At 73.9% G+C, this 25,467-nt stretch carries 19 protein-coding genes; 10 read left to right on the top strand and 9 right to left on the bottom strand.

Annotation, left to right across the window (positions count from 1 at the left end; genetic code table 11):
• Nucleotides 1–324: 324 nt before the first annotated feature.
• On the top strand, nucleotides 325–1,098 hold the full coding sequence (locus ACQYWQ_RS15705) for a glycosyltransferase family 2 protein (protein ID WP_431035289.1): 774 nt from the start codon (nucleotides 325–327) through the stop codon (nucleotides 1,096–1,098).
• A gap of 16 nt (nucleotides 1,099–1,114) precedes the next feature.
• Here the strand turns inward: ACQYWQ_RS15705 and ACQYWQ_RS15700 are convergent, their stop codons facing one another.
• On the bottom strand, nucleotides 1,115–2,284 hold the full coding sequence (locus ACQYWQ_RS15700) for an FAD-dependent oxidoreductase (protein WP_431035287.1): 1,170 nt from the start codon (nucleotides 2,282–2,284) through the stop codon (nucleotides 1,115–1,117).
• 179 nt (nucleotides 2,285–2,463) lie between these two features.
• Between ACQYWQ_RS15700 and ACQYWQ_RS15695 the strand changes: the two genes are divergently transcribed.
• On the top strand, nucleotides 2,464–3,090 hold the full coding sequence (locus tag ACQYWQ_RS15695; protein ID WP_431035285.1) for a TetR/AcrR family transcriptional regulator: 627 nt from the start codon (nucleotides 2,464–2,466) through the stop codon (nucleotides 3,088–3,090).
• Nucleotides 3,091–3,323: 233 nt separating this feature from the next.
• Here ACQYWQ_RS15695 and ACQYWQ_RS15690 read toward each other — a convergent pair whose 3' ends face one another.
• Both ACQYWQ_RS15690 and ACQYWQ_RS15685 read right to left on the bottom strand, forming a co-directional pair.
• Nucleotides 3,324–4,334 (bottom strand): zinc-binding alcohol dehydrogenase family protein, encoded by a 1,011-nt coding sequence (locus tag ACQYWQ_RS15690; RefSeq protein ID WP_431039208.1) that lies wholly within the window; start codon nucleotides 4,332–4,334, stop codon nucleotides 3,324–3,326.
• Between the two features lie 164 nt (nucleotides 4,335–4,498).
• Nucleotides 4,499–5,824: a PLP-dependent aminotransferase family protein gene (locus tag ACQYWQ_RS15685; protein WP_431035284.1), complete on the bottom strand. Its 1,326-nt coding sequence runs from the start codon at nucleotides 5,822–5,824 to the stop codon at nucleotides 4,499–4,501.
• 114 nt (nucleotides 5,825–5,938) lie between these two features.
• Between ACQYWQ_RS15685 and ACQYWQ_RS15680 the strand changes: the two genes are divergently transcribed.
• Nucleotides 5,939–6,760: an alpha/beta fold hydrolase gene (locus tag ACQYWQ_RS15680; protein ID WP_431035282.1), complete on the top strand. Its 822-nt coding sequence runs from the start codon at nucleotides 5,939–5,941 to the stop codon at nucleotides 6,758–6,760.
• A 349-nt stretch (nucleotides 6,761–7,109) separates the two neighbouring features.
• Here ACQYWQ_RS15680 and ACQYWQ_RS15675 read toward each other — a convergent pair whose 3' ends face one another.
• Nucleotides 7,110–7,772 (bottom strand): hemopexin repeat-containing protein, encoded by a 663-nt coding sequence (locus ACQYWQ_RS15675; protein ID WP_431035280.1) that lies wholly within the window; start codon nucleotides 7,770–7,772, stop codon nucleotides 7,110–7,112.
• A gap of 236 nt (nucleotides 7,773–8,008) precedes the next feature.
• Here ACQYWQ_RS15675 and ACQYWQ_RS15670 point away from each other — a divergent pair, with 236 nt between their 5' ends.
• Complete coding sequence (locus ACQYWQ_RS15670; RefSeq protein WP_431035279.1) at nucleotides 8,009–9,034, top strand: endonuclease/exonuclease/phosphatase family protein; 1,026 nt, start codon at nucleotides 8,009–8,011, stop codon at nucleotides 9,032–9,034.
• Nucleotides 9,035–9,075: 41 nt separating this feature from the next.
• On the opposite strand, the gene ACQYWQ_RS15665 is transcribed toward ACQYWQ_RS15670, so the two are convergent.
• Nucleotides 9,076–11,544 carry a prealbumin-like fold domain-containing protein gene (locus ACQYWQ_RS15665; RefSeq protein ID WP_431035278.1) on the bottom strand — a complete coding sequence of 823 codons (2,469 nt, stop codon included), beginning with the start codon at nucleotides 11,542–11,544 and terminating at the stop codon, nucleotides 9,076–9,078.
• Nucleotides 11,545–11,814: 270 nt separating this feature from the next.
• Here ACQYWQ_RS15665 and ACQYWQ_RS15660 point away from each other — a divergent pair, with 270 nt between their 5' ends.
• Together ACQYWQ_RS15660 and metG are read left to right on the top strand one after the other, a co-directional pair.
• The gene (locus tag ACQYWQ_RS15660; RefSeq protein WP_431035277.1) at nucleotides 11,815–13,263 is read left to right on the top strand and encodes a VWA domain-containing protein; all 1,449 of its coding nucleotides are present in this window, start codon (nucleotides 11,815–11,817) and stop codon (nucleotides 13,261–13,263) included.
• A 232-nt stretch (nucleotides 13,264–13,495) separates the two neighbouring features.
• Nucleotides 13,496–15,214, top strand: a complete 1,719-nt coding sequence (gene metG, locus ACQYWQ_RS15655) for a methionine--tRNA ligase (protein WP_431035275.1) — start codon at nucleotides 13,496–13,498, stop codon at nucleotides 15,212–15,214.
• Nucleotides 15,215–15,283: 69 nt separating this feature from the next.
• On the opposite strand, the gene ACQYWQ_RS15650 is transcribed toward metG, so the two are convergent.
• Nucleotides 15,284–15,862, bottom strand: coding sequence for a Uma2 family endonuclease (locus tag ACQYWQ_RS15650; RefSeq protein ID WP_431039207.1), 579 nt, complete (start codon nucleotides 15,860–15,862; stop codon nucleotides 15,284–15,286).
• Between the two features lie 198 nt (nucleotides 15,863–16,060).
• A complete protein-coding gene (gene aspS / locus ACQYWQ_RS15645; protein WP_431035273.1) occupies nucleotides 16,061–17,824 on the bottom strand; it encodes an aspartate--tRNA ligase in 1,764 nt (587 codons plus the stop codon).
• A gap of 147 nt (nucleotides 17,825–17,971) precedes the next feature.
• Here aspS and ACQYWQ_RS15640 point away from each other — a divergent pair, with 147 nt between their 5' ends.
• Nucleotides 17,972–20,341 carry an ATP-binding SpoIIE family protein phosphatase gene (locus ACQYWQ_RS15640; RefSeq protein ID WP_431035272.1) on the top strand — a complete coding sequence of 790 codons (2,370 nt, stop codon included), beginning with the start codon at nucleotides 17,972–17,974 and terminating at the stop codon, nucleotides 20,339–20,341.
• A gap of 93 nt (nucleotides 20,342–20,434) precedes the next feature.
• On the opposite strand, the gene ACQYWQ_RS15635 is transcribed toward ACQYWQ_RS15640, so the two are convergent.
• Nucleotides 20,435–21,553 carry an AI-2E family transporter gene (locus ACQYWQ_RS15635; protein WP_431035271.1) on the bottom strand — a complete coding sequence of 373 codons (1,119 nt, stop codon included), beginning with the start codon at nucleotides 21,551–21,553 and terminating at the stop codon, nucleotides 20,435–20,437.
• A 124-nt stretch (nucleotides 21,554–21,677) separates the two neighbouring features.
• Nucleotides 21,678–22,256: a helix-turn-helix domain-containing protein gene (locus ACQYWQ_RS15630; RefSeq protein WP_431035270.1), complete on the bottom strand. Its 579-nt coding sequence runs from the start codon at nucleotides 22,254–22,256 to the stop codon at nucleotides 21,678–21,680.
• 93 nt (nucleotides 22,257–22,349) lie between these two features.
• Here ACQYWQ_RS15630 and ACQYWQ_RS15625 point away from each other — a divergent pair, with 93 nt between their 5' ends.
• The 3 genes from ACQYWQ_RS15625 to ACQYWQ_RS15615 all read left to right on the top strand — a co-directional run bounded on the left by ACQYWQ_RS15625 (nucleotide 22,350) and on the right by ACQYWQ_RS15615 (nucleotide 25,375).
• On the top strand, nucleotides 22,350–22,853 hold the full coding sequence (locus ACQYWQ_RS15625; RefSeq protein WP_431035269.1) for a YbaK/EbsC family protein: 504 nt from the start codon (nucleotides 22,350–22,352) through the stop codon (nucleotides 22,851–22,853).
• A gap of 528 nt (nucleotides 22,854–23,381) precedes the next feature.
• The gene (locus tag ACQYWQ_RS15620; RefSeq protein ID WP_431035268.1) at nucleotides 23,382–24,065 is read left to right on the top strand and encodes a GntR family transcriptional regulator; all 684 of its coding nucleotides are present in this window, start codon (nucleotides 23,382–23,384) and stop codon (nucleotides 24,063–24,065) included.
• Complete coding sequence (locus ACQYWQ_RS15615) at nucleotides 24,062–25,375, top strand: MFS transporter (protein ID WP_431035267.1); 1,314 nt, start codon at nucleotides 24,062–24,064, stop codon at nucleotides 25,373–25,375. Before ACQYWQ_RS15620 ends, ACQYWQ_RS15615 begins: the two co-directional genes overlap by 4 nt.
• Nucleotides 25,376–25,467: the final 92 nt, after the last annotated feature.

Genomic DNA, 25,467 nt, shown 5'->3' with positions numbered 1-25,467 from the left:
GGCGGCCGCCCGTCAGGCAACGAGGAGCCGCAGGCCGAGTTCGGCGGATTCCGGGGTGGGGAGTTCGACGTTGCGGGTGGCCCGGCGCCCGGAGGCGAGGGCGGCGAGGCGGGCGGCCACCGCGCGGTGCTCGGCCGCGCCGGAGGGGTCAAGCGCAGACTTCCCGAACCTCCGGGGCCGCACCCACGGGGAGCGCCACCCCGCACGAGGGCGGGCGCCGACGTCGTTCCCCGGCCGCGTGCGCGGGCACCGCCGGGGGCACGTAGCCTGGGGCAGCGACGACAACGTTCATGACGATTCCGCTCTGGGTGAGGAGCAAGGCCCGTGCCGCTGGTTTCTGTGATCATGCCGGTCCACAACGCGGCGGCCACGCTCGGGCCCGCTGTGCGGTCGGTGCTCGGACAGACGCACACCGATGTCGAGCTGCTGATCACCGATGACGCGTCCACCGACGGGTCGATGGAACTGCTGAGGGAGATGGCCCGGCAGGACGGGCGGGTCCTGCCCGAGGCGGCGGCCCAGCAGGGCGGCGCGGCGAAGGCCCGCAACCTCGCGATCTCGCGGGCCAAGGGCGACTACGTGGCGTTCCTCGACAGCGACGACATGTGGCTCCCGACGAAGCTGGAGAAGCAGCTCGCCTTCGCCGCGACGGCCGGGACACCGCTCACGTTCACGTCCTACTACAAGATGGACGCCGACTACGCGGGCGAGGCGGCCGACTTCGCGCCCAACGGACGGGTGGTGTGGGCACCCGAGCACGTGGACTACCGCGCGATGCTCGTGCAGGACCACATCGGCGCCCTGACCGCCATGTACGACCGCAACGCGCTCGGCACACGGCTCATGCCGGACATGCCGAAGCGGCAGGACTACGGGTTGTGGCTGTCGATCATGCGCGACGGCGTCGACGCCCGCGCGGTGCGGGAGCCGCTGGCGGTGTACCGGGCCCACCAGGCGGGCTCGCTCTCCTCGAACAAGCTGGCTCTCATCCCCTTCAACTGGGCCCTGTACCGCGAGCACGAGCACCTCTCGGTGCCGAGGTCGGCGCGGGCGCTGGCGGGGGCGGCGTGGAACTCGGTGCGGAAGTCGCGCATCTGAGAGCGGCGGCGCGTGCTCAGCCGTGGTGCTGGTGCGCGTCCAGGCCCTCGCCCGCCTCCAGGAGGCCCGTCGCCGCGCCCGCCAGCTGGGCGGCGTACTCCTCGGAGCGGGGGCGCATCAGCGACTCGTAGGCCGTGACGGCTTCGGCGAGCGTGGCGGATTCGGCGATGGACAGGGCCAGTTCGGCCGCGTCCAGCATCGCCAGGTTGACGCCCACGCCCAGCGGCGGCATCAGATGGGCCGCGTCGCCCAGGAGCGTCGCGGTCGGCTGCGTCGTCCACGTGTGCGGGACCGGGAGCGCGTTGATCGGGCGGTCGGCGTACGGGCCGTCGTTCTCCGTGAGGACGCGGCGCAGGGCGGGGCTCCAGTCGGCGTACTCCTCCAGGAGCAGCGCGCGGACCGCCTCCGTGTCGGCGGCGGTGAGCCCGTGGGCGGCGAGCCAGTCGGCCCGTACCCGCCGGATCAGGTACACGCGGATGTGGTCGCCACCGCATCGCTGCGCGAACATCGCCCGCTCGCCGTCCGCCGCGTGCGCGCCGCCCTGCCCCACGAGCGCGGCGAGTTCCGGGTGGCGGGTCTCGACGTCGTCGAACCACGCCTCCAGGAACGTCACACCGGTGTACGCGGGCAGCGCGCCCGACAGGGCGCGGCGCACCTTCGACCACGCGCCGTCCGCGCCGATCACGAGGTCGGCCCCGGCGGTCGTGCCGTCGGCGAAGCGGAGCGTACGAGGACCGGTGGGCTGCCCGCCGACCTCGGCGAGGGCGTGGCCCCAGCGGACCGTGCCCGGCGCGAGTGAGCCGAGGAGCAGGTCGCGCAGCACGCCCCGGTCGATCTCGGGCTTGAACATCTCGTCGGGCTCGGGGACGTGGCGCCCGGTGAGCGCGGCGCTCCTCGGCTCGTAGGCGCGCATCTCCTGGCCCTCGGGGCGCGCCTTCGCGAGGAACGCGTCGAGCAGGCCGGCCGCCCGGAGGGCCAACTGGCCGTTGTCGGCGTGGAGGTCGAGGGTGCCGCCCTGATCGCGGGCCTCGGGGCCCGCGTCGCGGTCGTACACCGTGACGGGGATGCCGTGGCGCTGGAGGACGCGGGCGCAGGTGAGGCCGCCGGGTCCCGCTCCGATGACGGCGATGCGGGGGGCTGTCGCGGGGGTGGGTGCGGCTGTGGATGCGGCTGTGGGGGTGGGCATGGCGGGCTCCTTGAGGCGGTGGTGGGTGGGACACGGGGCGGGGAGCGTGGCGCGGTGGTGCCGCGCGGTCGTGCTCGACCCGGCCTGTGCCACCACCGTAGGCCGGAAAAGTGGTACGCGCAAACTTTTGGACGTGTACCGCTAATTTTCGTGTACCACTCGACGGGTAGCCTGGAGACATGACCGAGAACCCCGCCCGCCCCGCCGCAGGAAGCCCCGCGACGGAACACCCCGTGCCCGGCCGCCGTGAACGGAAGAAGGCCGCGACGCGGCAGTCCATCGCCGATGCCGCGCTGCGGCTCTTCCTGGAGCGCGGGTACGAGCACGTGAGCGTGCGCGAGGTCGCCGAGGAGGCGGACGTCTCGCCGACGACCGTGTTCAAGCACTATCCGGGCGGCAAGGAGGCGCTGGTCTTCGACCAGGAGGAGCACACGGACGCCTCGCTGGTCGCGGCGGTACGGGAGCGGGGCGCGGGCGAAGACGTCGTGGACGCGCTGCACCGGTACGTACGCGAGACGTGGCTCCCGCACACGGCGCACCCGCAGTACGCCGCGTTCCACGAACTCATCGACACGACCCCGGCGTTGCGCGCGTACGCGGAACGGATGTGGGTGCGGCACACGGACACGCTGAGCGCGGCGCTCGCGGAGGAGTTCGGGGTACGGGCGGGGGACCTGGCCTGTGACGCGCTGGCGCGCTTCGTCCTGGAGGTGCCCGTGCTCGCGCGCGGACGCGAGGACCAAGGAGCCGCCGTGGACGCGCTGTTCGGGATGCTGCGGGAGGGGTGGCGGGCACCGGGCCGCTGACCCAGGGCGAAGCGGGGCGGGGCACGCACTCCACACACCCAGGCACGAACCTCCCGCCCCCTCAGGCACGCACTCCCCGCCCCCAGGCACGAACTCCGGTAACGGGCCAGGGCCTCCGGGGGCGGCGCCCCGGGGGTGGTCGCCCGTCTCCGCCGCGCTCCGCAGGCGGTCGGCGAGGAGGGTCACGCCGTCCTCGCGCCGGGCCAAGCCCCCGTACCGCGCGGCCAAGCCCGCTATGCGGAAAGGTCGTTGACCAGGACCGCCGCTCCGTCGAAGCGGCCCGCCTTCAGGTCGGCCAGGGCCTCGGGGGCGCGGGACATCGGGTAGCCGTGGATGGTCGAGCGGACGCCGAAGCGCTCGGCCAGGCTCAGGAACTCCCGCCCGTTGGCACGGGTGTTGGAGGTGACGCTGCGCAACTCCTTCTCGTAGAACAGCTCGTGCTCGTAGTCGAGCGGCGGCGTGTCGCTGAGGTGGATGCCCGCGACGGCGAGGACGCCGCCGCGGTCCAGCGCGCGCAGGGCGGTGGGGACGAGGTCGCCGACGGGGGCGAAGAGGACCGCGCCGTCGAGTGGTTCGGCGGGGGCGTCGTAGGCGCCGCCGACCGACACCGCGCCGAGTTCCCGCGCGAGGGCCTGCGCCGCCTCGCCGCGCGTGAGGACGTGGACGCGGGCGCCCTGCGCGCGGGCGAGCTGGGCGCACAGGTGGGCGCTGCCCCCGTACCCGTACAGCCCGAGGCGGCCGCCCTCGGGCAGGTCCGTGCGGAGCAGCGCGCGGTAGCCGATGATCCCGGCGCACAGGAGCGGCGAGAGCGCCGCGTCCTCGACGGCGGGTGGGAGGCGGTACGCGAAGGGCGCGGGCACGGTCGTGTACTCGGCGTAACCGCCGTCCGCGTCCCAGCCGGTGTAGCGCGAGGCGGGGCACAGGTTCTCCGCGCCCCGGCGGCAGAAGCGGCACGTACCGTCCGTGGAGCGGAGCCAGGCGACGCCGACGCGGTCGCCCACGGCGAAGTCCGCGACCTCCGCGCCGAGCGCGGCCACCTCGCCGACGACCTCGTGGCCAGGGGTGACGTGCTCCTTGTGGGGCGGAAGGTCACCCTCGGTGACGTGCAGGTCGGTGCGGCAGACGCCGCAGGTGCGGACGTGCACGAGGAGTTCGCTGGGTCCGGGGTCGGGGACGGGCTTCTCGGTGAGGCGTAGCGGGTGCGTCTCGGCGGGGGCCGGGGCGGGGAGGGACCAGGCGCGCATCGTCGGCATGGGGTTCCCCTCGGGGCGGGGACGGGCGGCCTTTCCCAGCGTGCGCGGGGGCGGGAGGCGGCGCAAACGGAGGCGGAACGCCGGGGTGCGGGGCCGGTTCGGCGGTACGGGGGCCGGTTCCCCGGAGTCGGTTCCCCGGAGTCGGTTCCCCGGGATCAGGTTCCCCGGGGTCGGGCGGGAGGTGCGGCGGCCAGGGCCGCGAGGGTGCGCAGGGTCGTGCGGAGTGCCGGGACCGGGAGGGCCGCGAGGCCGAGACGGAGGGTGTGCGGGGCGGTGTACGGCGGTACGGCGAAGGTGGGCCCGGGCGTGACGGCGATACCTGCGGCGCGGGCGGCGGCGGCGAAGGGCTCGGCGCGCCAGGGGGCGGGGAGGTGCCACCAGGTGAAGTAGCTCGACGGGTGCGCCTCGGTGCCGGGCAGCTCCTCGGCGGCGATGCGCTGCCGCGCGGCCGCCTCCGCGCGCTTGTGCGCGGCGAGCCGGGCCGCCGTACCGTCCACGAGGACCCGCGCCGCCGCCTCCACGGCGAAGGCGCCCGCGGTCCAGCTCCCCTCCCGCAGCGCGTTCTCGGCCCACGCGACGCGCCCCTCGGGGACGAGCAGCACGCCCGCGGTGAGCCCGGGAGCGACCCGCTTGGACAGGCTCTCGACGACGTAGGTGCGTTCCGGCGCGAGCGCGGCGAAGACCTGCCCGGCCTCGGGGTCGGCGAGGAAGGACCACACCCGGTCCTCGACGACGGGGATGCGCAACCGCGCTGCCACGTCGGCCAGTTCGGCGCGCCGCTCCGGCGGGGTGGTGCGGCCCGTGGGGTTGTGCAGGGTGGGCTGGAAGTAGAGCGCGCCTGGCCGCTCCGCGGCGAGGGCGGCGGGCACGATCCCCTGCGCGTCGAGCGGCAGCGGTACGAGGACCCGCCCGAGCCGCTCCGCCATCTCCTTGACCAGCGGATACGTGAGCGCCTCGACGCCGATCCTGCCGCCGCGCGGTACGGCGCACGTGAACGCCGCGGCGAGCGCCTGGCGCCCGTTCCCCGCGAAGAGCACGCGCTCCTGCTCCCCGGCCGGGCCGAAGAGCCGTGCGGCCGCCTCGCGCGCGGGCCGCGTCCCGCGCGGGGACAGGGGCGCGGTCGCGCGGGCGAGCACGTCGGGGCGCAGGAGCGGGGCGAACGAGGCGGCGAGTTCCCTCGCCTGACCGGGCGTCGTCGGGTAGGTGAGTTCGAGGTCGGCGGGGGCGGCCCCCGGCGGCGCGGCGGTGAGCGCCGCCGCTCCCGCGCCGGGCGGCGCGGCCCGTACGTAGGTACCGCGCCCGACCTCCCCCACGACGAGCCCGCGCCGCCTCAGCTCCCCGTACACGCGGGCCGCCGTGGAGGCCGCGATGCCCTGTTCCCGCGCGAAGACGCGTTGCGGCGGGAGGCGGTCGCCGGGGCGGAGGCGGCCCGCGAGGATGCGGGTCGCGAGGACGTGGGCGTGCCGGAGGTAGTCGTCCACAGCCGTCCTTCCGGGCCGGGGCGGGCCCTCCCTCACGGCCCCGCGGCGCGGGATCGCACCGAGGGCAATCCGTATCATTGCACCGCGCCAGGGACCTTCCCTAGCGTCCTCGGCATGACGTCTCCGCAGCTCACGCCGCCCCCCGTGTCCCTCGCCTCCGACGAATCGGCGCCCGCCCGCGCGCGCGAGGCCCTCCCCCTCGTCCTCCTCCACGGCACCCCTTTCGACCGCACCCTGTGGACCCCGTTGCGCGAGCGCCTCGCGGAGCGCGGCCGTGTCATCGCCCCCGACCTGCGCGGTTACGGCGAGAGCGACGTCACCCCCGGCACGGTGGAGTTCGCGACCTTCGCCGCCGACATCGCCCGGCTGCTCGACGCGCGCGGGATCGGGGACTTCGTGCTCGGCGGGCTGTCGATGGGCGGACAGATCGCGATGGAGTGCGTGCGGCGATTCGGTCCGCGCGTACGGGGGCTGCTGCTCGTGGGGACGACTCCGGAGGCGGAGACCGCGGAGGGCGTACGGGCCCGCGCGGAGCTGGCGGCCCGCCTCGAACGCGAGGGCATGGTCCCTTACACGGACGAGGTGCTGCACCGCATGACCGCGACGCCGCCGGGCTCCCCCGTCACCGCCCACGTGCGCCGCATGATGCACGGCACCCCGCCCGCCGGCGCGGCCGCGGCGCTGCGCGGCCGCGCCCTGCGCCCCGACTACCGTGACGTCCTGCGGGAGTTCACCGGCCCGGCGCTGGTCGTGGTGGGCGCGCTCGACACCTACACCCCGGTCCCGGCCGCCCGCGCACTCGCCGCCCTGCTCCCCGACGCCCGCCTCGCGATCATCCCGGGCGCGGCGCACCTGCCGCCCCTGGAGGCGGAGGAGGAGTTCGGGCGCGTGGTGGCGGAGTGGCTGGACACCGCCCTCCCCGCCACCAGCGCCTGACGCCGCCGTCAGCCGGGAACGGCGGCGACGAGCCGGGAACGGCGGCGACGAGCCGGTGCCCGGGGACGTCGGTCGGCCAAGGACGGAACGGTGGCCCAGGGGCCGGCACGGGCTTGCGGTGGCCGGGAGCGGTGGTGCCGTCGCCGGGCCGTCCTGCCTCGCCCGCTCCCCGGGCCGCGAGAACGCGAGAACGGCCGAAAACCCCGCCGCGATCCCCCGAAGGGGTGAGCGGGGGGGGCGAACCGCCCGCGGGCAAAGCGGGCAGGCCGAGCCCGCGCGGACCGGTCACAGGGCAGTGATCCGCGCGGGCGGCCGGTGGCGTGCGCCCCGGGTGCGAGAGGGGCGGCTTCTACTGGAAGAACTTCCAGTTGCCGCGGATGGCCAGCGGGTAGCCGGAGTCGGCGCGGTCGGCGGCCAGGTCGTAACGCACGTACTGGTCGTCCTTGAACAGGTAGACCTTGTCGCGGTTGGTGGCGTGCGGGATCGCCGCGTCGATACGCCGGTTGAAGGAGTCGGGCAGGCCGTGCCAGTTGCCCGCGATCGTCTTCGGCCCGGCGAGGAGCTTGTTGTCGGCGACGTCGTACCGCACGTACTGGTCGTCCTTGAAGAACCAGACGATCTTCGGGTTGTCCTGGTGGTTCACGACGGCGTCGACACCGAGCTGGAACGCCTCGGGCAGCGCCGACCAGCCCTCCGCGATGCTCTTGGGGTAACCGGTGACGGCCGCGTCCGTCTCCAGGTTCCAGCGCACGTACTGGTCGTCCTTGAAGAGGTACCCGACGCCGGGCTGGTCCCTGCGGTTGAGGGCGGCGTCGACACCGCGGGTGAAGGAGTCGGCGAGACCGGACCAGTTGCCCTCGATCGCCTTCGCCGAAGAGACGCCCTTGTCGGCGTTCAGGTCGTACCGCAGGTAGTGCTTGTCCTTGAAGATCCAGACGATGTGACCGTCGTCCCTGGACCTGAGGGCGGCGTCGATACGGCGGTAGAAACTGTCCTGCACGTCGGTCGCCATGACCGTCTCCTTCATGTGGTGCGGTGGCAGCCGCCGACCGGGCCCCGGGTACGGCGAAGGGGCCCACTCCGGCGCGGGCGGCCGGAGAAACGGCCACCCGGCGGTACCCTCTCGCATCCATAACGGGCATATCGCCCGATCACGCGAAAGAGTGATCCACTTCCCGCCATTCCCCCCGCGCCTGCTCCCCGTGCGTGCCGTACGCGCGGCACTCGCCGCTCTGGCACAGTGAGCGCGTGCGAGGCGCGAGAGAGGTCTTCGGGCGAGGGCGGTCCGCGTACGGCGGCGGGGACACGGGCGGAAGACGCCCCCTCCGGCTCACCGCCCGCCTCCTCGGGGGGCTCCTCCTGCTCGGCCTCAGCCTCGTACTGCTCTGCCGCGCCGCCGGGCGCGACGGGCCGACCCCCGTACCCCAACTCCTCGCCTTCCTGCCCTGGTTGACGGCCCCCGCGCTGCTCGGACTGCTCCTCGCCGCATACGGGCGGTGGCGGGCCGGGACGGGGTGGGGGGTGCTCGTCGTGGCGGGGCTCTGCGGGGCGCTGCTGCCCGGGGCGACGCAGCGCGCCGACGACCCGGGGTCCGGCACGCCGCTCAGGGTGCTCAGCGCCAACGTCGAGTTCGGGCACGCGGCGCCCGCGCTCGTCGGCGAGGTCCGCCGCACGCGCCCCGACCTCGTCCTCGTACCCGAGTGCCCGGCCCGCTGCGTCGCGACCCTGCGGGCCGGGCTGCCCGCCTGGCGGTACGTGTCCCGCGCGGCGGGCGAGGGCTCGGCCGGCTCGCTCGTACTGTCCCGCCACCCGCTGCGCCCGACCCGCCCGGTACCCGCGCAGATGACCATGCCGGGCGCCGACATGACCTTCGCCGGCCGTACCCTGCGCGTCCAACTCGCCCACCCGAAGCCCCCGCTGCCCGGGCTCACCACGGTGTGGGAGACGGAACTCGCCCGCCTCGCCCGTACCGCGCCCGGCGTCGACGTCATGGCCGGGGACTTCAACGCGAGCCAGGACCACGCCGCCTTCCGCACCCTCCTCGCCGCGGGCCCCCTGCGCGACACCGCCCGCACGCTGCACCGCTCCCGCGTCCCCACCTGGCCCTCCCGCACCGCCCCCGTCATCGGCACCCAGATCGACCACGTGCTCTACGGGCGCCGCCTCGCGGCCCGCGCGGTGCGGTTCGTCCGGATCGAGGGGACCGACCACCTCGCCGTCGAAGCGGAGCTGGTCGTACGGGGGCACACCCCCCAGGGCGCCCCCGCGAGGTGACTGGGCCTCACCCCCACCTCGCGGGGCCCCCGGGCCGCCTCCTACTCGTACCGGCGCCGCCGCAGCCACGCCATCCGCAGCAGCACCCCGCCGCCGATCAGCAGCGCGAAGGCGATCCCCGCCGCGGGCGCGAGCCAGTACCTGTCCTCGCCCGTGTGCGGGAGCCGGGCGCCGCCGGGACCGCCGCCCGGCGGGAACGTGCCCGCGCCGTGCCCCGGCGCCGGGGACACCGGCACCGAGGGCGAGGGGTGCGGGCTCGGGCTCGGGCTCGGGCTCGGGCTCGGGCTCGGCGAGGGGGACGTGCCGGTGAAGACGTTCGCCACGCGGAACACCGTCCGCTCCCCCGGCCGTACCGCGAACGAGTCCCCGAGGCCCAGCGGGCGTTGCGTCCCGCCGTCGACCGCCACGCTCGCGCTCGTCGTCACCTTCGCGTCCGCGGCGGCGCCCGTGCGCGGTTCGGTCACCGTGCACGTCGTCGCCTCGTTGAAGGCGTGCTCCGGGATGCTGCCGCCCGTCGCGCCCGGGGCGATGTCGACGCCGTCGTCGACGCCGTCCGCGCAGCTCAGCGCGAGGCGCGCGGCGTCCGGGCGCAGCTTCTCGTCGTCGCTCGTCGTCTTGATGACGTCGAGCGTCCCCGCGGGGACGAAGCGGTTGGCGAACCGGCAGGTGGGCTTCGGGTGCGCGGGCGTCAGGCGCACCTCCACGCTGGAGCCGCCGGGCCTCGGCGGGCCCTCCTGCGCGCCCCCGCAGTCCACCGCGTCGAGCACCCAGCGGCCCGCCTCCGAGGCGGGCGGCAGGAACTCCTGCACGGTGTAGCGCACGCTGTCGTCCACGGTCAGTCCGCTCGCGACCGGTCCTGGACTGCCGTCCTCGCGCACCGCGGGGGTCACCGTGTTCTCCGCCTCGGTCGTCGCCGTACCCGTGTACTGCTCGCCGTCGGAGGGACCACCGGCGGCCGGGTGCGCGGTCACGGCGTAGCCGAAGGTGCCCGTGCCGCCCCGCGTGACCTTCTCGACGCCGATCGCGCCGCCGGGCGTGAAGGTGTCGGTGAGCCGGCAGTGCGGATTCTCTCCGGCCGTGACCTCGTGCGAGACCCGCCAGGTGTCGCCCGCGTCCGTGACCGGCTCCTCCTCGCCCCCGCAGACCGCGCGCGTCAGCTCCCAGGTGCCGCGCCCGTCCGGGGCGGGCTTGTGCTCGGTCACCGTGTACGTGCCGGTGACGACGCTGTCCGCGTCGGCGACCGTCACGGGCACGCCCTCGCGGCTCGTCGTCACGGGCGCGGTCCCGACGGGGGGCGCGCCGGGAGGGGTCTCCAGGTCGATGTCGAAGGTGCCGGTCGCGCCCAGGCTCTCCTTGCTGAGCAGCCCCGCACCGGCCGTACGGCGGTTGCTGTACCGGCACGTCACCGTCTCTCCCGCGACGAGCCCGATCCGCAGCGCACCGCCGGAGTCGGTGGAGACCTCGCTGCGGCCGGGATCTCCCGACCCGGTCCGCACGTCACAGCTCGGCGCGCCCTCCAGTTGCCAGCCGCTCCCCGAGGGCAGGGACTCCTTCAGCGTCCACGGGTTCGTGTCGATGTCCGAGGCGCCGCGCACGAAGGTCTGCGAGGCGTCGGCGCCGCTCGACGCGGAGAGCGTGAAGTCGTTGACGCCGTCGTGGTTCGCATCGGCGTAGGACAGGTTCCCTTCGTAGCGGAAATCGCCCTGCCCGGGCCCGTCGACGTGCTTGACGATCTTGATCGTGCCCGCGCCGGGCGGCGGTGTGACCGCGTAGTAGTAGCAGAAGATGTGGCGGGTCCCCGCCGGCAGCGTGAGGTGCTCGACGTTGTCCCCGTTGAAGGCGTCCTGCGCGCAGCGCAGCGCGCCGAAGCCGTACTGCTCCTGCTTGCCGTTGAGGGCCTGCGCCGGGGTGCCGCCCTGCGTCCACAGGGCGTGGGCGTTGAGCGCGGCGGTCTCGGCGTCGGTGAGCGGGACGGTGACGGCACCCTGGAGGGTGCGGCCCGTGGGGTCGCCCGCCGCGTCCAGCTCGGGGGTGCTCGCGGTCGTCGTGATGTCCTGCCGGAGGGGTCCCGTGAGGGTGCTCAGGTTCTGGGTGCCTGCCGTGGGGCCCGTGATCCCCCTGCCGGTGGAGAAGGTCCAGCCGGTCAGCGGCTCGCACGGCGGGAGCGGGGTGCCCGCCGCCTCCTTCGCCGCCGAAACCGCCTCGGAGCTGGAGTAGTTCGAGTCCGGGCCGAGGTCGCGCAGCGACTCCTGGATGTTGTTGCGCGCCTTGTTGGCCATGATGTCGGTGTACCGGGGGCAGGCGCGCGCCACGTACGTGACGGAGAGCGGGTTCTGCGCCGCCACCGCGCGCGTGCCGGGGCGCGGCGCACCGGAAGTCCCGCGCGGCGCCGCCTCGTACGCGGAGGCCGCCCCGTACGCGGGGATCGCCGCGCTCGCCGCGAGGAGCAGCAGGGCGCACCACAAGGTCCACCAGCGCCGCGGGCGCCCCGCTCGTACGTCGCTTCTCATGCGCACCCTCACCGCCGCGTGTCGACTCCCCGGACGAAATGCCGTGCCCGCCATGCGACAGGGCCGGGGAAGGACGGGGCGGTAAGCACACCGGCACACCGTCCGAAAATCACACAGATGCGGGCAGGGCGGTACCGGAGTGACGGTCTCCGAGGGGCCGGCGACCCTTCCGCCGACCGCCCCGGAGGGCGGCTAACCTTACGTATCCGCCCTGGCCACGGATCGCCGGGTAACCAAGCCGTGAACCAACTGACGCGAAGGGGTGCGCGCATGGGCATTCTGGATCTGCTGCGGAACGCTTTCGGACGCCGGAAGACGGAGCCTACGGAGACGGAGGCACAGGCGCAGGAATCACCCGAGACGCAGGACGCGGCCGAGCAGGCTCCCGCGCGGGAGCAGGCACAGACCGTCCCCGCCGCCCGCACGGGAGAGGCCGAGCCGCCCGCCGGGGCCCGGCCCGAGCCGGCCCCCGAGCCGGAGCCCGCGACCGAGCCCGAGCGCGCGACCGAGCCCGAGCCCGCGGCCGAGCCACTTCCCGCACAGCGCGGCGCCACCGACGCCACGCTCGCCGAGGACCTGGTGGCGGCCGCCTTCGACCGCGCCCAGGAAGAGGCCACGATCCCGCGCCCGGCGGAGCCGGTGGAGGAGGGGGCGGCGGAGCCCGTACGGGAGGCGGCGGAGCCGGAGGCGGTACGGGGCGCGGCCGAGGCGGAGCCGGAGGCGGCGCAGGCCGTCGCGCCGGAGGCGGCGCAGGCCGTCGAGCCGGAGGCGGCGCAGGCCGTCGAGCCGGAGCCCGCGCAGGCCGTCGAGCCGGAGCCCGCGCAGGCCGTCGAGCCGGAGCCCGTACCGGAACCGGAGGCGCGGACCGTCGCGCCGGAGACCGCACCCGAGCCCACTCCGGCGTCCGAGCCCGAGCCCGTCGCCGTCGCCATCCCGGAGCCCGAGCCCGAGGCCACCCCCGAGCCCGTACCGGCGGTGACCCCCGCCCCCGTGGCGGAAGCCGCCCCCGAGCCCGCCACCGCCGAGGCGGGCGCCGCCCCGCTCAAGGCCGTCCCCGCCACCCCTGCCACCCGTGTCAAGCGCCTCGCGCCCGACCTCGCGCCCGCCTACAAGAGCGCGGGCGCCGCGCTGCGCAAGGCCGGGCTCGCGGGGACGCGTGCCCGCGTGTACCTCGTGCTGGACCGCTCGGGCTCGATGCGCCCGTACTACAAGGACGGCAGCGCGCAGGCGCTCGGCGAGCAGGTGCTCGCGCTCGCGGCGCACCTCGACACCGACGCCGTCGTGCGGCTCGTCTTCTTCTCGACCGCGATCGACGCGACGGGCACGCTCGCGCTCGACGCGTACGAGGGCGTCGTCGACCGGCTCCACGAGGACGCGGGCCGCATGGGCCGCACCAACTACGCACTGGCGATCGAGGAGGTGCGCGTGCTGCACGCGAAGGAGGCGGCGGGCGAGCCCGGCCTCGTCGTCTTCCAGACGGACGGACCGCCGGACGCACGGACGGCCGCGACCCAGGCGCTCAAGGAGGCCGAGGCCGAACAGCCCGAGCTGCGCTGGCAGTTCGTGTCCTTCGGCGAGACCGATTCGAAGAACTTCGACTACCTGCGGCGGCTCAGGGCGGCCAACGCCGGCTGGTTCGCCGCGGGCCCCGTACCGAAGGAACTCACCGACGCGCAGGTGCTCGGCGGGGTGCTCGCCGACTGGCACCCGCAGGGCTGAGCGCCCCGGTACGACGTCCCCGTGGCCGCGCCTCCTCCGGGGGGCGCGGCCACGGTGCGTGACCGGTCGGCGCCCGCCCGTACGGCGGTGGCACCCCGGCCTGTCCACGGAGAGGAACCCCCGGAGCCCGTCCCGCCCGTTCGGCTACGATTTCCGGGATAACAGGTGACCGGCGCAGGCACCACATCCACTCCGCCCCTCACCTTCCGTAGCGACTTGGGAGCAGCCCCCGATGGCTCGACACCTCATCACCAGCGCCCTTCCGTACATCAACGGGATCAAGCACCTGGGCAACATGGTGGGGTCCATGCTCCCGGCCGACGTCTACGCGCGCTACCTGCGCCAGCGGGGCCACGAGGTGCTGTACATCTGCGCGACGGACGAGCACGGCACGCCCGCCGAACTGGCGGCGGCCGCGCAGGGCGTGCCCGTCGCGGAGTTCTGCGCCGAGGCGCACGAGGCGCAGAAGGCGGTCTACGACGGCTTCTCGCTCGCCTTCGACCACTTCGGCCGCTCCTCCTCGGCGCAGAACCGCGAGCTGACCCAGCACTACGCGCGCAAGCTGCACGAGAACGGATTCATCGAGGAGCGCGCGATCCGGCAGGTGTACTCGCCGGTCGACGGCCGCTTCCTGCCCGACCGCTACGTCGAGGGCACGTGCCCGCACTGCGGCTACGACAAGGCGCGCGGCGACCAGTGCGAGAACTGCACGCGCGTCCTCGACCCGACGGACCTCATCAACCCGCGTTCGGCGATCAGCGGTTCGACGGACCTGGAGGTGCGCGAGACGAAGCACCTCTTCCTGCTCCAGTCGAAGCTCCAGGGCGAGGTCGAGAAGTGGATCGACGCGACGGCGGACGCGTGGCCGCAGCTGTCGTCCTCGATCGCGCGCAAGTGGCTCACGGAGGGCCTGCACGACCGCGCGATCACGCGTGACCTGGACTGGGGCGTGCCCGTCCCTGCCGATGTGTGGCCCGAGCTGGCCGCCGACGGCAAGGTCTTCTACGTGTGGTTCGACGCGCCGATCGAGTACATCGGCGCGACGCGCGAGTGGGCCGAGTCGGCGCCCGAGGGCGCGGGCCGCGACTGGAAGTCGTGGTGGTACGAGGCCGACGACGTGCGCTACACGGAGTTCATGGGCAAGGACAACGTGCCCTTCCACTCCGTGATGTTCCCCGCGACGCAGATCGGGACGCGCGAGCCGTGGAAGCGCGTGGACTTCCTGAAGTCCTTCAACTGGCTCAACTACTACGGCGGGAAGTTCTCGACCTCGCAGCACCGCGGCATCTTCACGCACGACGCGCTCGAACTGCTCCCTGCCGACTACTGGCGCTACTTCATGATGGCGAACGCGCCCGAGTCCGACGACTCCTCCTTCACCTGGGAGCACTTCCAGGCGACGGTGAACAAGGACCTCGCGGACACGCTCGGCAACTTCGTGAACCGTGTCCTGTCCTTCTCGCGCAAGCGGTTCGGGGACGCGGTGCCCGAGGGCGGGGCGCCGGGCGAGGCGGAGGCGAAGCTCGGCGAGGAGATCGCCCGGCTGCTCGCCGAGTACGAGGAGCAGATGGAGGCGCTCCAGTTCCGCAAGGCCGCGGCGGCGCTGCGCGCGCTGTGGTCGGCGGGGAACTCGTACCTGGAGGAGAAGGCCCCCTGGCTGGAGATCAAGACGGACCAGGAGGCGGCGGCGCTGACCCTGCGCACCGCGATGAACCTGATCCACCTCTACGCGGTCGTCTCCGAGCCGTTCGTACCGACGACGGCCAAGGCGATGCGGACGGCCTTCCGGCTGGACGAGGACACGGCCACGTGGATCTCCCCCGAGGAGGCCCGCACCCTGCGCGCGATCCCCGCGGGCACCCCGTTCATCGTCCCGCCGGTCCTCTTCGCGAAGCTGACGGACGACGACCTGGAGGTCTTCAAGGAGCGGTTCGGAGGGGCGGAGGACTGACCCCTCCGGGAAGTACGGAGATGGGGCCGCTGCCCGGCGCGGGCAGCGGCCCCGGCTGCGTGACAGAGGTCAGCCGACCCAGCCGAGCAGCGGCGCCGTATCCAGCTCGAAGCCGACGGGCTCGGGCAGGGACACGCTCTTGCCGAAGGCCACCTCGTTCACCTTCGCGTACCGCCCGCCCTCGGGCTCGGAGTGCACCTTGACGGACTGGTTCCCGCGGTCCACGAGGAGGTAGACGGGGATCGCGGCGGCGGCGTAGGCGGCGGACTTGTCGACGCGGTCGCGCTGGTTGGTGTCACGGTCCCGAGAGGTGACCTCGACCACCATCTCCACGTCTTCGGTGCTCGCCCATTCACCGGCGCCCTCGAAGGCACCGGACCGTGCCAGGCAGCCATCCGGGCGGGCGTTTCCCCGTCGGTACGCCTCAACGTGCAGGCCCTGATCTCCGTACAGCCACAGCTCCGGCCTGGCCTGGAGGCAGACCTTGGTGAGCCATTCGATGATGCGTCCGTGGTAGCCGTCCGGCAGGGCCTTCTCCCTGATCTTCCCGTCGAGGAATTCCAGCCGGACCGACTCGTTCGTCCGCGCGGCGGCGCGGGCGATCTCCTCGAAGTCCTCCTGGCTCAGCGGACTCGCGCTCGTGTCCATGACGGAACACTCCTTCACAGCGGTGCTCACGGGGCCCTCCACACTCACGGCAAGCCTTGCCCGCAACGGTAGGGAGCGCCACCACCGGCAAAACCATTCTGCGAGGGACCCCCCCCCCGATCGGGTGAGGGTCGCGGGGGATACGGGAAAGGGCCGGAACCCGTTCCCGGGGTCCGGCCCTTCCTCGTGCTGCCGCTCCTACTTCTGCACCGGCTTCCTGAGCTGGATGTTCAGCTCGCGCAGCCGCGTCTCGTCCAGCTCCGTCGGGGCGCCCATCATGAGGTCCTGGGCGTTGCCGTTGAGCGGGAAGGCGATCGTCTCGCGGATGTTCGGCTCGTCGGCGAGGAGCATCACGATGCGGTCGATGCCGGGGGCGATGCCGCCGTGGGGCGGGGCGCCGAGGCGGAAGGCGCGGAGCATGCCCGCGAACTCGTGCTCGACGGTCTCGCGGTCGTAACCGGCGATCTCGAAGGCCTTGAGCATGATCGCGGGCTCGTGGTTGCGGATCGCGCCCGAGGACAGTTCGATGCCGTTGCACACGATGTCGTACTGCCAGGCCAGGATGTCCAGCGGGTCCTTGTGCTCCAGCGCGTCCATGCCGCCCTGCGGCATCGAGAACGGGTTGTGCGAGAAGTCGATCTTCCCGGTCTCCTCGTCCTTCTCGAACATCGGGAAGTCGACGACCCAGCAGAACCGGAAGACGCCCTCCTCGAAGTGCCCGGACCGCTTCGCCGCCTCGACGCGCACCGCCGACATGATCTTCGAGACCTCGTCGAACTCACCGGCGCCGAAGAAGACGGCGTACCCGGGGGCCAGCGAGAGCCGCTCGGTGAGCGCCTTGACGTCGTCCGCCGTGAGGAACTTCGCGATCGGGCCGGCGAGCTGCCCGTCCTCGCCCACGCGGACCCACGCGAGGCCCTTCGCGCCCTGCTCCACCGCGTAGTCGCCGAGCTGGTCGAAGAACTTGCGGGACTGCTTCGCGGTGTCGGGCACGGGCAGCGCGCGCACGTGCTTGCCCGCGAACGCCTTGAACTCCGAGTCCGCGAAGATGTCCGAGATGTCGTGCAGTTCGAGGCGCGCGCGCAGGTCCGGCTTGTCGTTGCCGTACTTGAGCATCGACTCGCGGAACGGGATGCGCGGGAACGGCGAGGTGACCTCGCGGCCGCCGCCGAACTCGGTGAACAGCTCGGTCATGAGCTTCTCGACCGGCTGGAAGACGTCCTCCTGCTCGACGAAGCTCATCTCGACGTCGAGCTGGTAGAACTCGCCGGGCGAGCGGTCGGCACGCGCGTCCTCGTCGCGGAAGCACGGCGCGATCTGGAAGTAGCGGTCGAAGCCGGAGACCATGAGCAGCTGCTTGAACTGCTGCGGGGCCTGCGGCAGCGCGTAGAACTTGCCGGGGTTCAGGCGCGAGGGGACGACGAAGTCGCGGGCGCCCTCGGGCGAGGTCGCGGTGAGGATGGGTGTCGCCATCTCGTTGAAGCCGAGCGCGACCATCTTCTGCCGTACGGCCGCGATCACGGCGGTGCGCAGCATGATGTTGCGGTGCATGCGCTCGCGACGCAGGTCGAGGAAGCGGTACTCCAGGCGACGTTCCTCGTTGACCCCGTCCTCGGCGTTGATCGTGAACGGCAGCGGCCCGGCCTCGCCGAGCACCTCGACCTCACCGGCCTCGACCTCGACCGCGCCCGTGGGCAGGTCGGGGTTGACGTTCTCCTCGCCGCGCGAGACGACCCTGCCGTCGACGCGCAGGACGGTCTCCTTGGAGAGCTTGTCGAGCGTCTCGAAGGCGGGCGTGCCGGGGCGGGCGACGAGCTGGGTGATGCCGTAGTGGTCACGCAGATCGATGAAGAGGATGCCGCCGAGGTCGCGCCGATTGTGCAGCCAGCCGCTCAGCCGGACGTCGGTGCCGACGTCGGAGGCGCGGAGCTGGCCGCAGGTGTGGGACCGGTACCGGTGCATCTCTATCCAGTCGCTCGGGTGTCAAGAATGTGGGCGTGTAAAACGTGCGCCTACAAGGTTACCGCCGCCCCCTCGGCCCCCGGGGCGGTGCCCCGAAGGCCCGGCGTCGACTGGCCACCGGACCAGAAATCTACGTAAAATCAGACAATGGGTAGCGAAAACGTCGCCCCCACCGCCGCCGAGGCACTCTCCGTGCTGCGCACGGGCCTGTGGCGCTGGGACGACGCGGCCGGGACCATCGCCGTGGACGCCGAGGCGGCACGGCTGCTCGGTCTGCCCGCGCACCCGGTGACGCTGACCGAGGCGGCGGTACGGGCCCGCTTCCACCCCTCCGACTGGAACGAGATCCAGAGCGTCATCACGCTCGCCGCCGCCGAGGACACCCTCGGCGAGGCCCGGCTGCGGGTCATGGACGAGCAGGGCAACGTCGTACGGGTCGTGCGCACCCGCTCGCGCCCCACCAGGCCGGTCGCCGCGCCGGAGCCCGCGGACGCCGACGAGGACGCGGACGACACCGCGGCGACCTGGCTCGGCAGCGACGCGAGCGCCCCCGCCGCGGGCCGCTCGGACCGTACGACGCCCGGGTTCGTCCTCGTCGGGACCCTCCAGGAGATCACCGAGCCCTCGCCGGGGACCGTCGCGCGCGCTCCCGTCACGGGCGACTGGCGCCGCTCGCGCGAGGCCTTCCTGCTCGACGCGGGCCGCGCGCTCGCCGAGGCGCGCTCCACGACGGAGGTCCTGCGCGTGGCCGCCGGGCTCTCGATGCCCGGCTTCTCGCCCGACGGCCTCGCCGTCTTCGGCGTCGAGAACGACCACCTCACCGTCATCGGCCACCACGGCCACCGCAGGGACGCGGCCGCGCCCTTCGCCGAGATCCCGCTCGACGCCGACTACCCCGCGGCGGAGGTCATCCGCACCGGGCGCGCCGTCTACCTGTCCTCGCCGAACGAGTACCGCGAGCGCTACCCGGCGACGTGGCCGCTCGTCACCGCGTTCAACCGCAAGTCCTGGGCCTTCCTGCCGCTCATCTCGGCCGGGCGCACGATGGGCGCCTGGCTCGCGGCTTTCACGTACCCCGTCGCCTTCACCGCCGACGAGCGCTCCGTGCTCGCGACCGTCGCGCGGATGCTCGCGCAGGCCCTGAGCCGCGCGGGGATCGCCGACTCGCAGCGCGAGCTGTCCGAGGACCTCCAGCGCTCCATGCTGCCGCGCCTCGGCCCCGCGATCCCCGGCATGAGCCTCGCGGCCCGCTACGTGCCGACGGGCGGCGGGCTGCGCGTCGGCGGCGACTGGTACGACATGATCCCGCTCCCCTCGGGCCGTACGGCGCTCGTCATCGGTGACGTGCAGGGCCACGACGTGCGCGCGGCGGGGCTCATGGGCCAACTGCGGATCGCGGTACGCGCCTACGCCGCCGAGGGCCACCGGGCCGACGCGGTCCTGGCGCGCGCCACGCGCTTCCTGCACGGCATCAGCGAGACGCGGGGCATGGGCTCGACGGCGGTGGACGACTCGGGCGGCGCCACCGAGGAGGAGGACGAGGCCGACGACGACCCGCGCTTCGCGACCTGCCTGTACGTCGAGGTCGACCCGGCCAACGGGGTCCTGGAGATCGCGCGCGCCGGACACCCCGAACCCGCGGTGAGGATGGCCGACGGCACGATGCTGCGCCGCTCCGTCGCGGGCGGGCTGCCCCTCGGCATCGACCCCGAGGCCGACTACCCGACGACGCGGCTCGTTCTCGAACCCGGCGAGACGATGATGATGTGCACGGACGGGCTCATCGAGACCGGCGGCCACGACCTCGACACCGGCTGGAAGCGGCTGCGGCGCGCGGTCGAGTCGTACGAGGGCAGCGACGTCGAGGGCCTCGCGGACGCGCTGCTCGGCGCGGTCCACGGGCCGGACGCCGAGCAGGACACGGGGCCGCTGCGGCCGCTCCACGAGGACGACATCGCCGTCCTCCTCCTGCGCCGCGCGCTCATCGGCTCGTCGAGCCGCCTGCGCCACCCGCGCGGGCGCCGCGCGATCCTCTCCGTCGCGCAGGCGGAACCGGAGCGGGTCGCGGGGGCGCGGCGGCAACTGCGCGACCTGCTCCACGACTGGCCGGAGCGGGAGCAGGTCGACTCGGCGGTCCTGATGTGCTCCGAGATGCTCACGAACGTGCTCGTGCACACCGAGGGCGACGCCCTCCTGATCGCCTCGGTGACCGGACCGCCCGGCGCCCGCCGGATGCGCGTCGAGGTCCTGGACGACGACGACACGCTGCCGCACCGCCGCGACCCGGGCGAACTGGCCTCGTCGGGCCGCGGCCTGGTGCTGATGGAACTCCTCGCGGACGACTGGGGGGTCTCGCCCAGGGGCGAGGGGAAGTCGATCTGGTTCGAGCTGCGGGAGGAGCCGGAGGAGGGGGAGGAGCCGGAGCCGGAGGAGGGGGGCGGGGCGTCGGCGGCCCCGCCCGCCGCAGGGGAGCTTTCGGCGGGCGGGGCCGCGGCGGGCGAGGGGCAGGGCGGGTGACGGCGGGAGCCCGGGACCCCCGTGCGGTCCCGGGCCCCACATCCTCACCGTAGAGCGTTACGGATGGTTTCGTGTGATTTAACGGTGAAATGTTCACCGAGTGTCGTCGGCCGCCCCGGCGCTCGCCCCGCCCGCGGCGGCGCCCCCTTCACCCCCGTACCGCTGCCGCAGCTCCCGGAAGATCCCGAACGCGGCGGCCGTGAGCGGGACGGCGAGGAGTAGCCCGAGGATGCCCGCGAGCGAGGCGCCCGCCGTGATCGTCACCATGACGACCGCCGGGTGCATCTGCACGGTGCGGCTCTGCACGACCGGCTGGAGCAGGTGCCCCTCCAGGACCTGCACCGCGAGGACGACCCCGAGCACCCACATCGCGATGACGAAGCCCCGGTCCGCGAGCGCCACGAGGATCGCGACGGCGCCGGAGAGGAAGGCGCCCAGGTACGGGATGTACGCGCCGAGGAAGACGAGCGCGCCCAGCCCGAGCGCGCCGGGCACGCGCAGCACGAGCAGCCCGACAGTGATGAACGTGGCGTCGATGAGCGCGATGATCGTCGTGCCGTGCATGAAACCGGCGACAGCCTGGTAAGCGCGCCGCGCCATCGCCTCCACGAGGTCGGGGCTGTCGCCGGGCGAGAGTTCGCGCAGGGCGCGCAGCGCGCGGCCCGCGTCGCGCAGGAAGAAGAACATCAGGAGCAGCGCGAGCACGGCGGTCGCGACGAAACTCCCCACGACGCTGAGCCCGTTGATGACGCCGGTCGCCGCCGTGCCACCGAACTTGTTGAGCAACTGCCGCGCGTTGTGCGTGATGTCGTCGAGCGAGGTGTCCTCGGCACCGACCCACGAGGCCACGTCGTCGAAGGCGCTGCGGATCGAGTCGAGGATCTGCTGCCCGTTGTCGACGATCGCGCTCGTCACGATGTACCCGGCCCCGCCGACCGCGGCGACGACAGCCGCGCACGTGATCCCCGCGGCCAGCGAACGCTGCACGTGCGCGCGCTCCACGAGCAGCGAGTACAGCGGCCGCAGCAGCGCGGTCCCGAGCACGGCGAGCAGGATCGGCGTGACCGCGGTCTTCAGCTCGACGCACAGCCACACCCCGACAGCGGCGACCCCGGCGACGAGCAAGGCGAGCACGCACCAGGCCCCGAGCCTGCGCAGGGGCTCGGGCAGCAGCTCGGCGGCGGACTTGGCGGGCGGCGGCGGTACGGGCATGGGGCCAGCGGACCACGGAGCGGGGGCGCGGTCGCGGCGCCATGCCGGGCGGGGGCGCCACGGGCGCCGCCGGGCGGGGCGGCGACCGGCGAAGCACCGTTCGGCCCCGCGGACGGCCGCGCCCTCACGCCCGTTCCGGATGCGCCCGGCCGGCCCCGGGCGGACCGGCCCCGGGCGGACCGGCCCCGGCGGCCGGGTAGCGGACGAGGAGGACCGCTTCGGCGTCGGCGTCCTCGGCCCGGTAGACGTGCGGGACGTCCGCCGCCCATGTGTGCGCTTCGCCGGGGGCGAGCCGGGCGGGCGCGGTCTCGGTGCCGACGAGGACGGTGCCCGCGAGGACGGTCAGGTACTCGCGCGTACCGGGCGCGTGGGCGGCCGAGAGCTGCGCGGCCCCGGCCCGCACCCGTACGCGGTACGTCTCGGTGACGGCCGCCCCGTCCTCGTACCTGTCGATGAGCCGCGCGTCGACGGCGGCGCCGGAGGCCGTGGCCGTACGGGGCCCGAGTACGGCGGTCAGCGGGAGGCCGAGCGCGGTCGTCACCGCGTACAGCGTCTCCAGGGTGGGGTTCCTCGTCCCCGCCTCAAGGCCCGAGAGCGTCGCCTTGCCGAGCCCGGAACGGCGCGCGAGCGCCGAGAGCGAGAGCCCCCGGGCCTCGCGCGACGCACGCACGCGCGCCCCTACTTCGACGGCCGGAACGGTCAAGGCGACTCCTCTGCGAGCGGTTTGATCCCCCGTACCCCGCCCCCTATCGTTCCATATACGGAACACCGCGCCACCACCGAAGGAGCCCCGCCCGTGGAGACCACCGAGCCCGCCACGACTCCTGCCCCCCTCCCCGCCCGCTGCGCCCCCGTCGTCGCCGCGCTCGCCGCGCACGGGATCGCGGGCGAGGTACGCGTCCTGAGCGAACCGGCCCCGACCGCGGCGGCCGCCGCCGCCGCGCTCGGCTGCGAGGTCGGGGCGATCGCGAACAGCCTGGTCTTCCTCTCGGACGGCGCACCTGTCCTCGTCCTGACGAGCGGCGCGCACCGCGTCGACACGAAGGCGCTCGCGGCCCGCTGGGGCCGGGGCAGGCTGCACCGCGCGAGCCCGGAGCAGGTCCGCGCGGCGACGGGCCAGGCGATCGGCGGCGTCGCCCCGACCGGGCACCCCGCCCCGCTCCCCACGGTCGTCGACACGGCGCTCACGGCGTACGGCGAGGTGTGGGCGGCGGGCGGCCACCCGCACACGGTCTTCCCGACGACGGCGGCTGAGCTGGTACGGCTGACGGGCGGAACGCTGCTCGACGTGACGGCCTGAAAGGCCGGGCGCCGGGCCCGCCCAACGGGGCAGGGGGCTCGTACGGGCCCGGCGCGCACGGGGCAGGGGGCTCGTGCCGCGGGCGGGTGGCACCGGAGCCCGAGGGGGGCGTGGCTCCGGTGCCACCCGGTCCTTGGGGCGGACGCGGGGCCGCTCGGGTCAGGAATCACCCCGGTCCACGTCTGAAGGCGTCAGCGGCGCAGGACGTCAACGACGCAGCACGTCAATGGCGCCGGGCGCAAGCGGCGCCGGGCGTCGGTGGTTCGCTGCGCCCTTCGCGCGCTCCGCGCGGGCCGTCGCCCCGCGGTCCGTACGGTGCGCGTGTCGTCCGTACGGTGCCGCGCGGTCCGTACGGTGCGCGTGCCTGCCGTGCTTCGCGGCCGTGATCGTGCTCCTTCGCTGCCGGGCTGTGAGCCGTATCGCTGACACCGGCCGGGTGCCCCGCCCCGCGCGCCCCACACCTCCCGCCCGCTGTCCATTTCGCGGACGCTTTCCCGGACGTACGCATCTTGTATCTATGCTGTGCGCATGTCCTCCGTCCCCACGGCCGCACCGCCCGCACAGCCCAAACCCCCCAAGCAGCCCCCCGCGGCGGAGCGCGTCTACGCGCACGTCAAGCACCGCATCCTCGACCGCAGCTACGCCGGCGGCACCCTCCTCACCGAGGGCGAGGTCGCCGAAGAGGTCGGCGTCTCGCGCACGCCCGTACGCGAGGCGATGCTGCGCCTGGAGGTCGAAGGGCTGCTCAAGCTCTACCCGAAGAAGGGCGTCCTCGTCCTGCCCGTGTCGGCGCAGGAGATCGAGGACGTCGTCGAGACACGGCTGCTCGTCGAGCAGCACGCCGCGCGCAAGGCCGTCCCCGCCTCGCCCGTCCTCCTCACGCGCCTCGAAGAACTGATCGCCGAGCACCAGCGGCTCGCCGAGTCGGGGGACTACGAGGGCGCGGCCGCGAGCGACCGCTGCTTCCACGCCGAGATCGTGCGCAGCGGCGGCAACGAGATCCTCTCGCGCCTGTACGACCAGCTCCGCGACCGCCAGCTGCGCATGGGCGTCGCGGTCATGTACTCGCACCCCGACCGCATCCAGAAGAGCCTGCACGAGCACCGCGAGATCCTCGCCGCGCTGCGCGCGGGGGACGCCGAAGCGGCCGTCGCCGTCGTCGACAGGCACGTCAGCTGGTTCCACACGCTCGCCCGCGGGGAGGTGCGATGACCGCGCAGTCCGTGCCCGCGCGCGCCACGCTCCCCGGTGATCCGCCCGGCGGCCGCCGCGCCGTCGCGATGTGGAGCGTCGGCGTCTCCGTCTACTTCGTCGCGATCATCTTCCGTACGTCCCTCGGTGTCGCCGGGCTCGACGCGGTCGACCGCTTCCACGTCGGCGCGTCCGCGCTCTCGACGTTCTCCATACTCCAGCTCCTCGTCTACGCGGGGATGCAGATACCCGTCGGCCTCATGGTCGACCGCATGGGCACGAAGAAGGTGCTGTGCCTCGGGGCCGTGCTCTTCACCCTCGGCCAGCTCGGTTTCGCCTTCTCGCCGAACTACGCGACGGGCCTGCTCTCGCGCGCGCTGCTCGGCTGCGGCGACGCGATGACGTTCATCAGCGTGCTGCGCCTGGGCAACCGGTGGTTCCCCGCCCGGCGCGGCCCCTTCGTCGGCCAGCTCGCCGGGCTCGTCGGCATGGCGGGCAACCTCGTCTCGACGCTCGTCATCGCGCGGCTCCTGCACGTCGGCTGGACCCTCGCCTTCGCGGGCAGCGCGGGACTCGGCGTCGTCGTCCTCGTCCTCGCGCTCCTCTTCCTCAAGGACCATCCCGAGGGCCACGAACCGCCGCCGCTGCCCGCGTCCCACCGCGGCGCCGCCTACGTCCGCGCGCAGATCGCCGCGACATGGCGCGAGCCGGGCAGCAGGCTGGGGATGTGGACGCACTTCACGACGCAGTTCCCCGCGATGGTCTTCCTGCTCCTGTGGGGGATGCCGTTCCTCGTCGAGCAGCAGGGCCTCTCGCGCGGCACGGCGGGCAACCTGCTGACGCTCGTCATCCTGTCGAACATCGTCATCGGGCTCGTGTACGGGCAGCTCATCGCCCGTCACCACGGCGCCCGCGTCCCGCTCGCGCTCGGCACGGTGGCGGCGACGGCGCTGCTGTGGGCGCTGGTACTGGGCTGGGGCGGCCACGCGCCGATGTGGCTCCTGGTCCTCCTGACCCTGGTACTCGGCGCCTGCGGTCCCGCCTCGATGATCGGCTTCGACTTCGCCCGCCCGGCCAACCCGCCCGAACGCCAGGGCACGGCCTCGGGCATCGTCAACATCGGCGGCTTCAGCGCGTGCATGATCCTGCTGCTCGCGATCGGCGTGCTGCTCGACGCGACGAACGACAACTACCGCGTCGCCTTCTGCGCGATCTTCGCGGTGGAGGCCCTGGGCGTCAGCCAGTTCCTCCGCCTGCGGGGCCGGGCGATCCGCAGGGAGCGGGAACGGCTGATGACGAGCAAGGTGGAGGCTGTGCACGTACCCGCATAAGGGCTGTGCGCGTACCCGCATAAGGGCTGAGCCCGAACCGCCGGACCGTCGGCCGAACCGCCGAACCGCCGGGTCGTCGGCGGAACCGCCGG

The sequence above is a fragment of the Streptomyces sp. P6-2-1 genome (genome assembly GCF_050613165.1).
Taxonomy (GTDB): domain Bacteria; phylum Actinomycetota; class Actinomycetes; order Streptomycetales; family Streptomycetaceae; genus Streptomyces.
The sequence above is the reverse complement of the archived record's forward strand: the minus strand, read 5'-3'. Positions and strand labels throughout refer to the sequence as shown.

Excerpts from the sequence above, each read along its gene's own strand:
- ACQYWQ_RS15660 (WP_431035277.1), top strand. The coding sequence starts at position 11,815 with ATGGGCATTCTGGATCTGCTGCGGAACGCTTTCGGACGCCGGAAGACG.
- ACQYWQ_RS15620 (WP_431035268.1), top strand. The coding sequence starts at position 23,382 with ATGTCCTCCGTCCCCACGGCCGCACCGCCCGCACAGCCCAAACCCCCC.
- ACQYWQ_RS15615 (WP_431035267.1), top strand. The coding sequence starts at position 24,062 with ATGACCGCGCAGTCCGTGCCCGCGCGCGCCACGCTCCCCGGTGATCCG.
- ACQYWQ_RS15675 (WP_431035280.1), bottom strand. The coding sequence starts at position 7,772 with ATGGCGACCGACGTGCAGGACAGTTTCTACCGCCGTATCGACGCCGCC.
- ACQYWQ_RS15695 (WP_431035285.1), top strand. The coding sequence starts at position 2,464 with ATGACCGAGAACCCCGCCCGCCCCGCCGCAGGAAGCCCCGCGACGGAA.
- ACQYWQ_RS15680 (WP_431035282.1), top strand. The coding sequence starts at position 5,939 with ATGACGTCTCCGCAGCTCACGCCGCCCCCCGTGTCCCTCGCCTCCGAC.
- aspS (WP_431035273.1), bottom strand. The coding sequence starts at position 17,824 with ATGCACCGGTACCGGTCCCACACCTGCGGCCAGCTCCGCGCCTCCGAC.
- metG (WP_431035275.1), top strand. The coding sequence starts at position 13,496 with ATGGCTCGACACCTCATCACCAGCGCCCTTCCGTACATCAACGGGATC.
- ACQYWQ_RS15635 (WP_431035271.1), bottom strand. The coding sequence starts at position 21,553 with ATGCCCGTACCGCCGCCGCCCGCCAAGTCCGCCGCCGAGCTGCTGCCC.
- ACQYWQ_RS15650 (WP_431039207.1), bottom strand. The coding sequence starts at position 15,862 with ATGGACACGAGCGCGAGTCCGCTGAGCCAGGAGGACTTCGAGGAGATC.
- ACQYWQ_RS15665 (WP_431035278.1), bottom strand. The coding sequence starts at position 11,544 with ATGAGAAGCGACGTACGAGCGGGGCGCCCGCGGCGCTGGTGGACCTTG.
- ACQYWQ_RS15700 (WP_431035287.1), bottom strand. The coding sequence starts at position 2,284 with ATGCCCACCCCCACAGCCGCATCCACAGCCGCACCCACCCCCGCGACA.
- ACQYWQ_RS15640 (WP_431035272.1), top strand. The coding sequence starts at position 17,972 with ATGGGTAGCGAAAACGTCGCCCCCACCGCCGCCGAGGCACTCTCCGTG.
- ACQYWQ_RS15690 (WP_431039208.1), bottom strand. The coding sequence starts at position 4,334 with ATGCGCGCCTGGTCCCTCCCCGCCCCGGCCCCCGCCGAGACGCACCCG.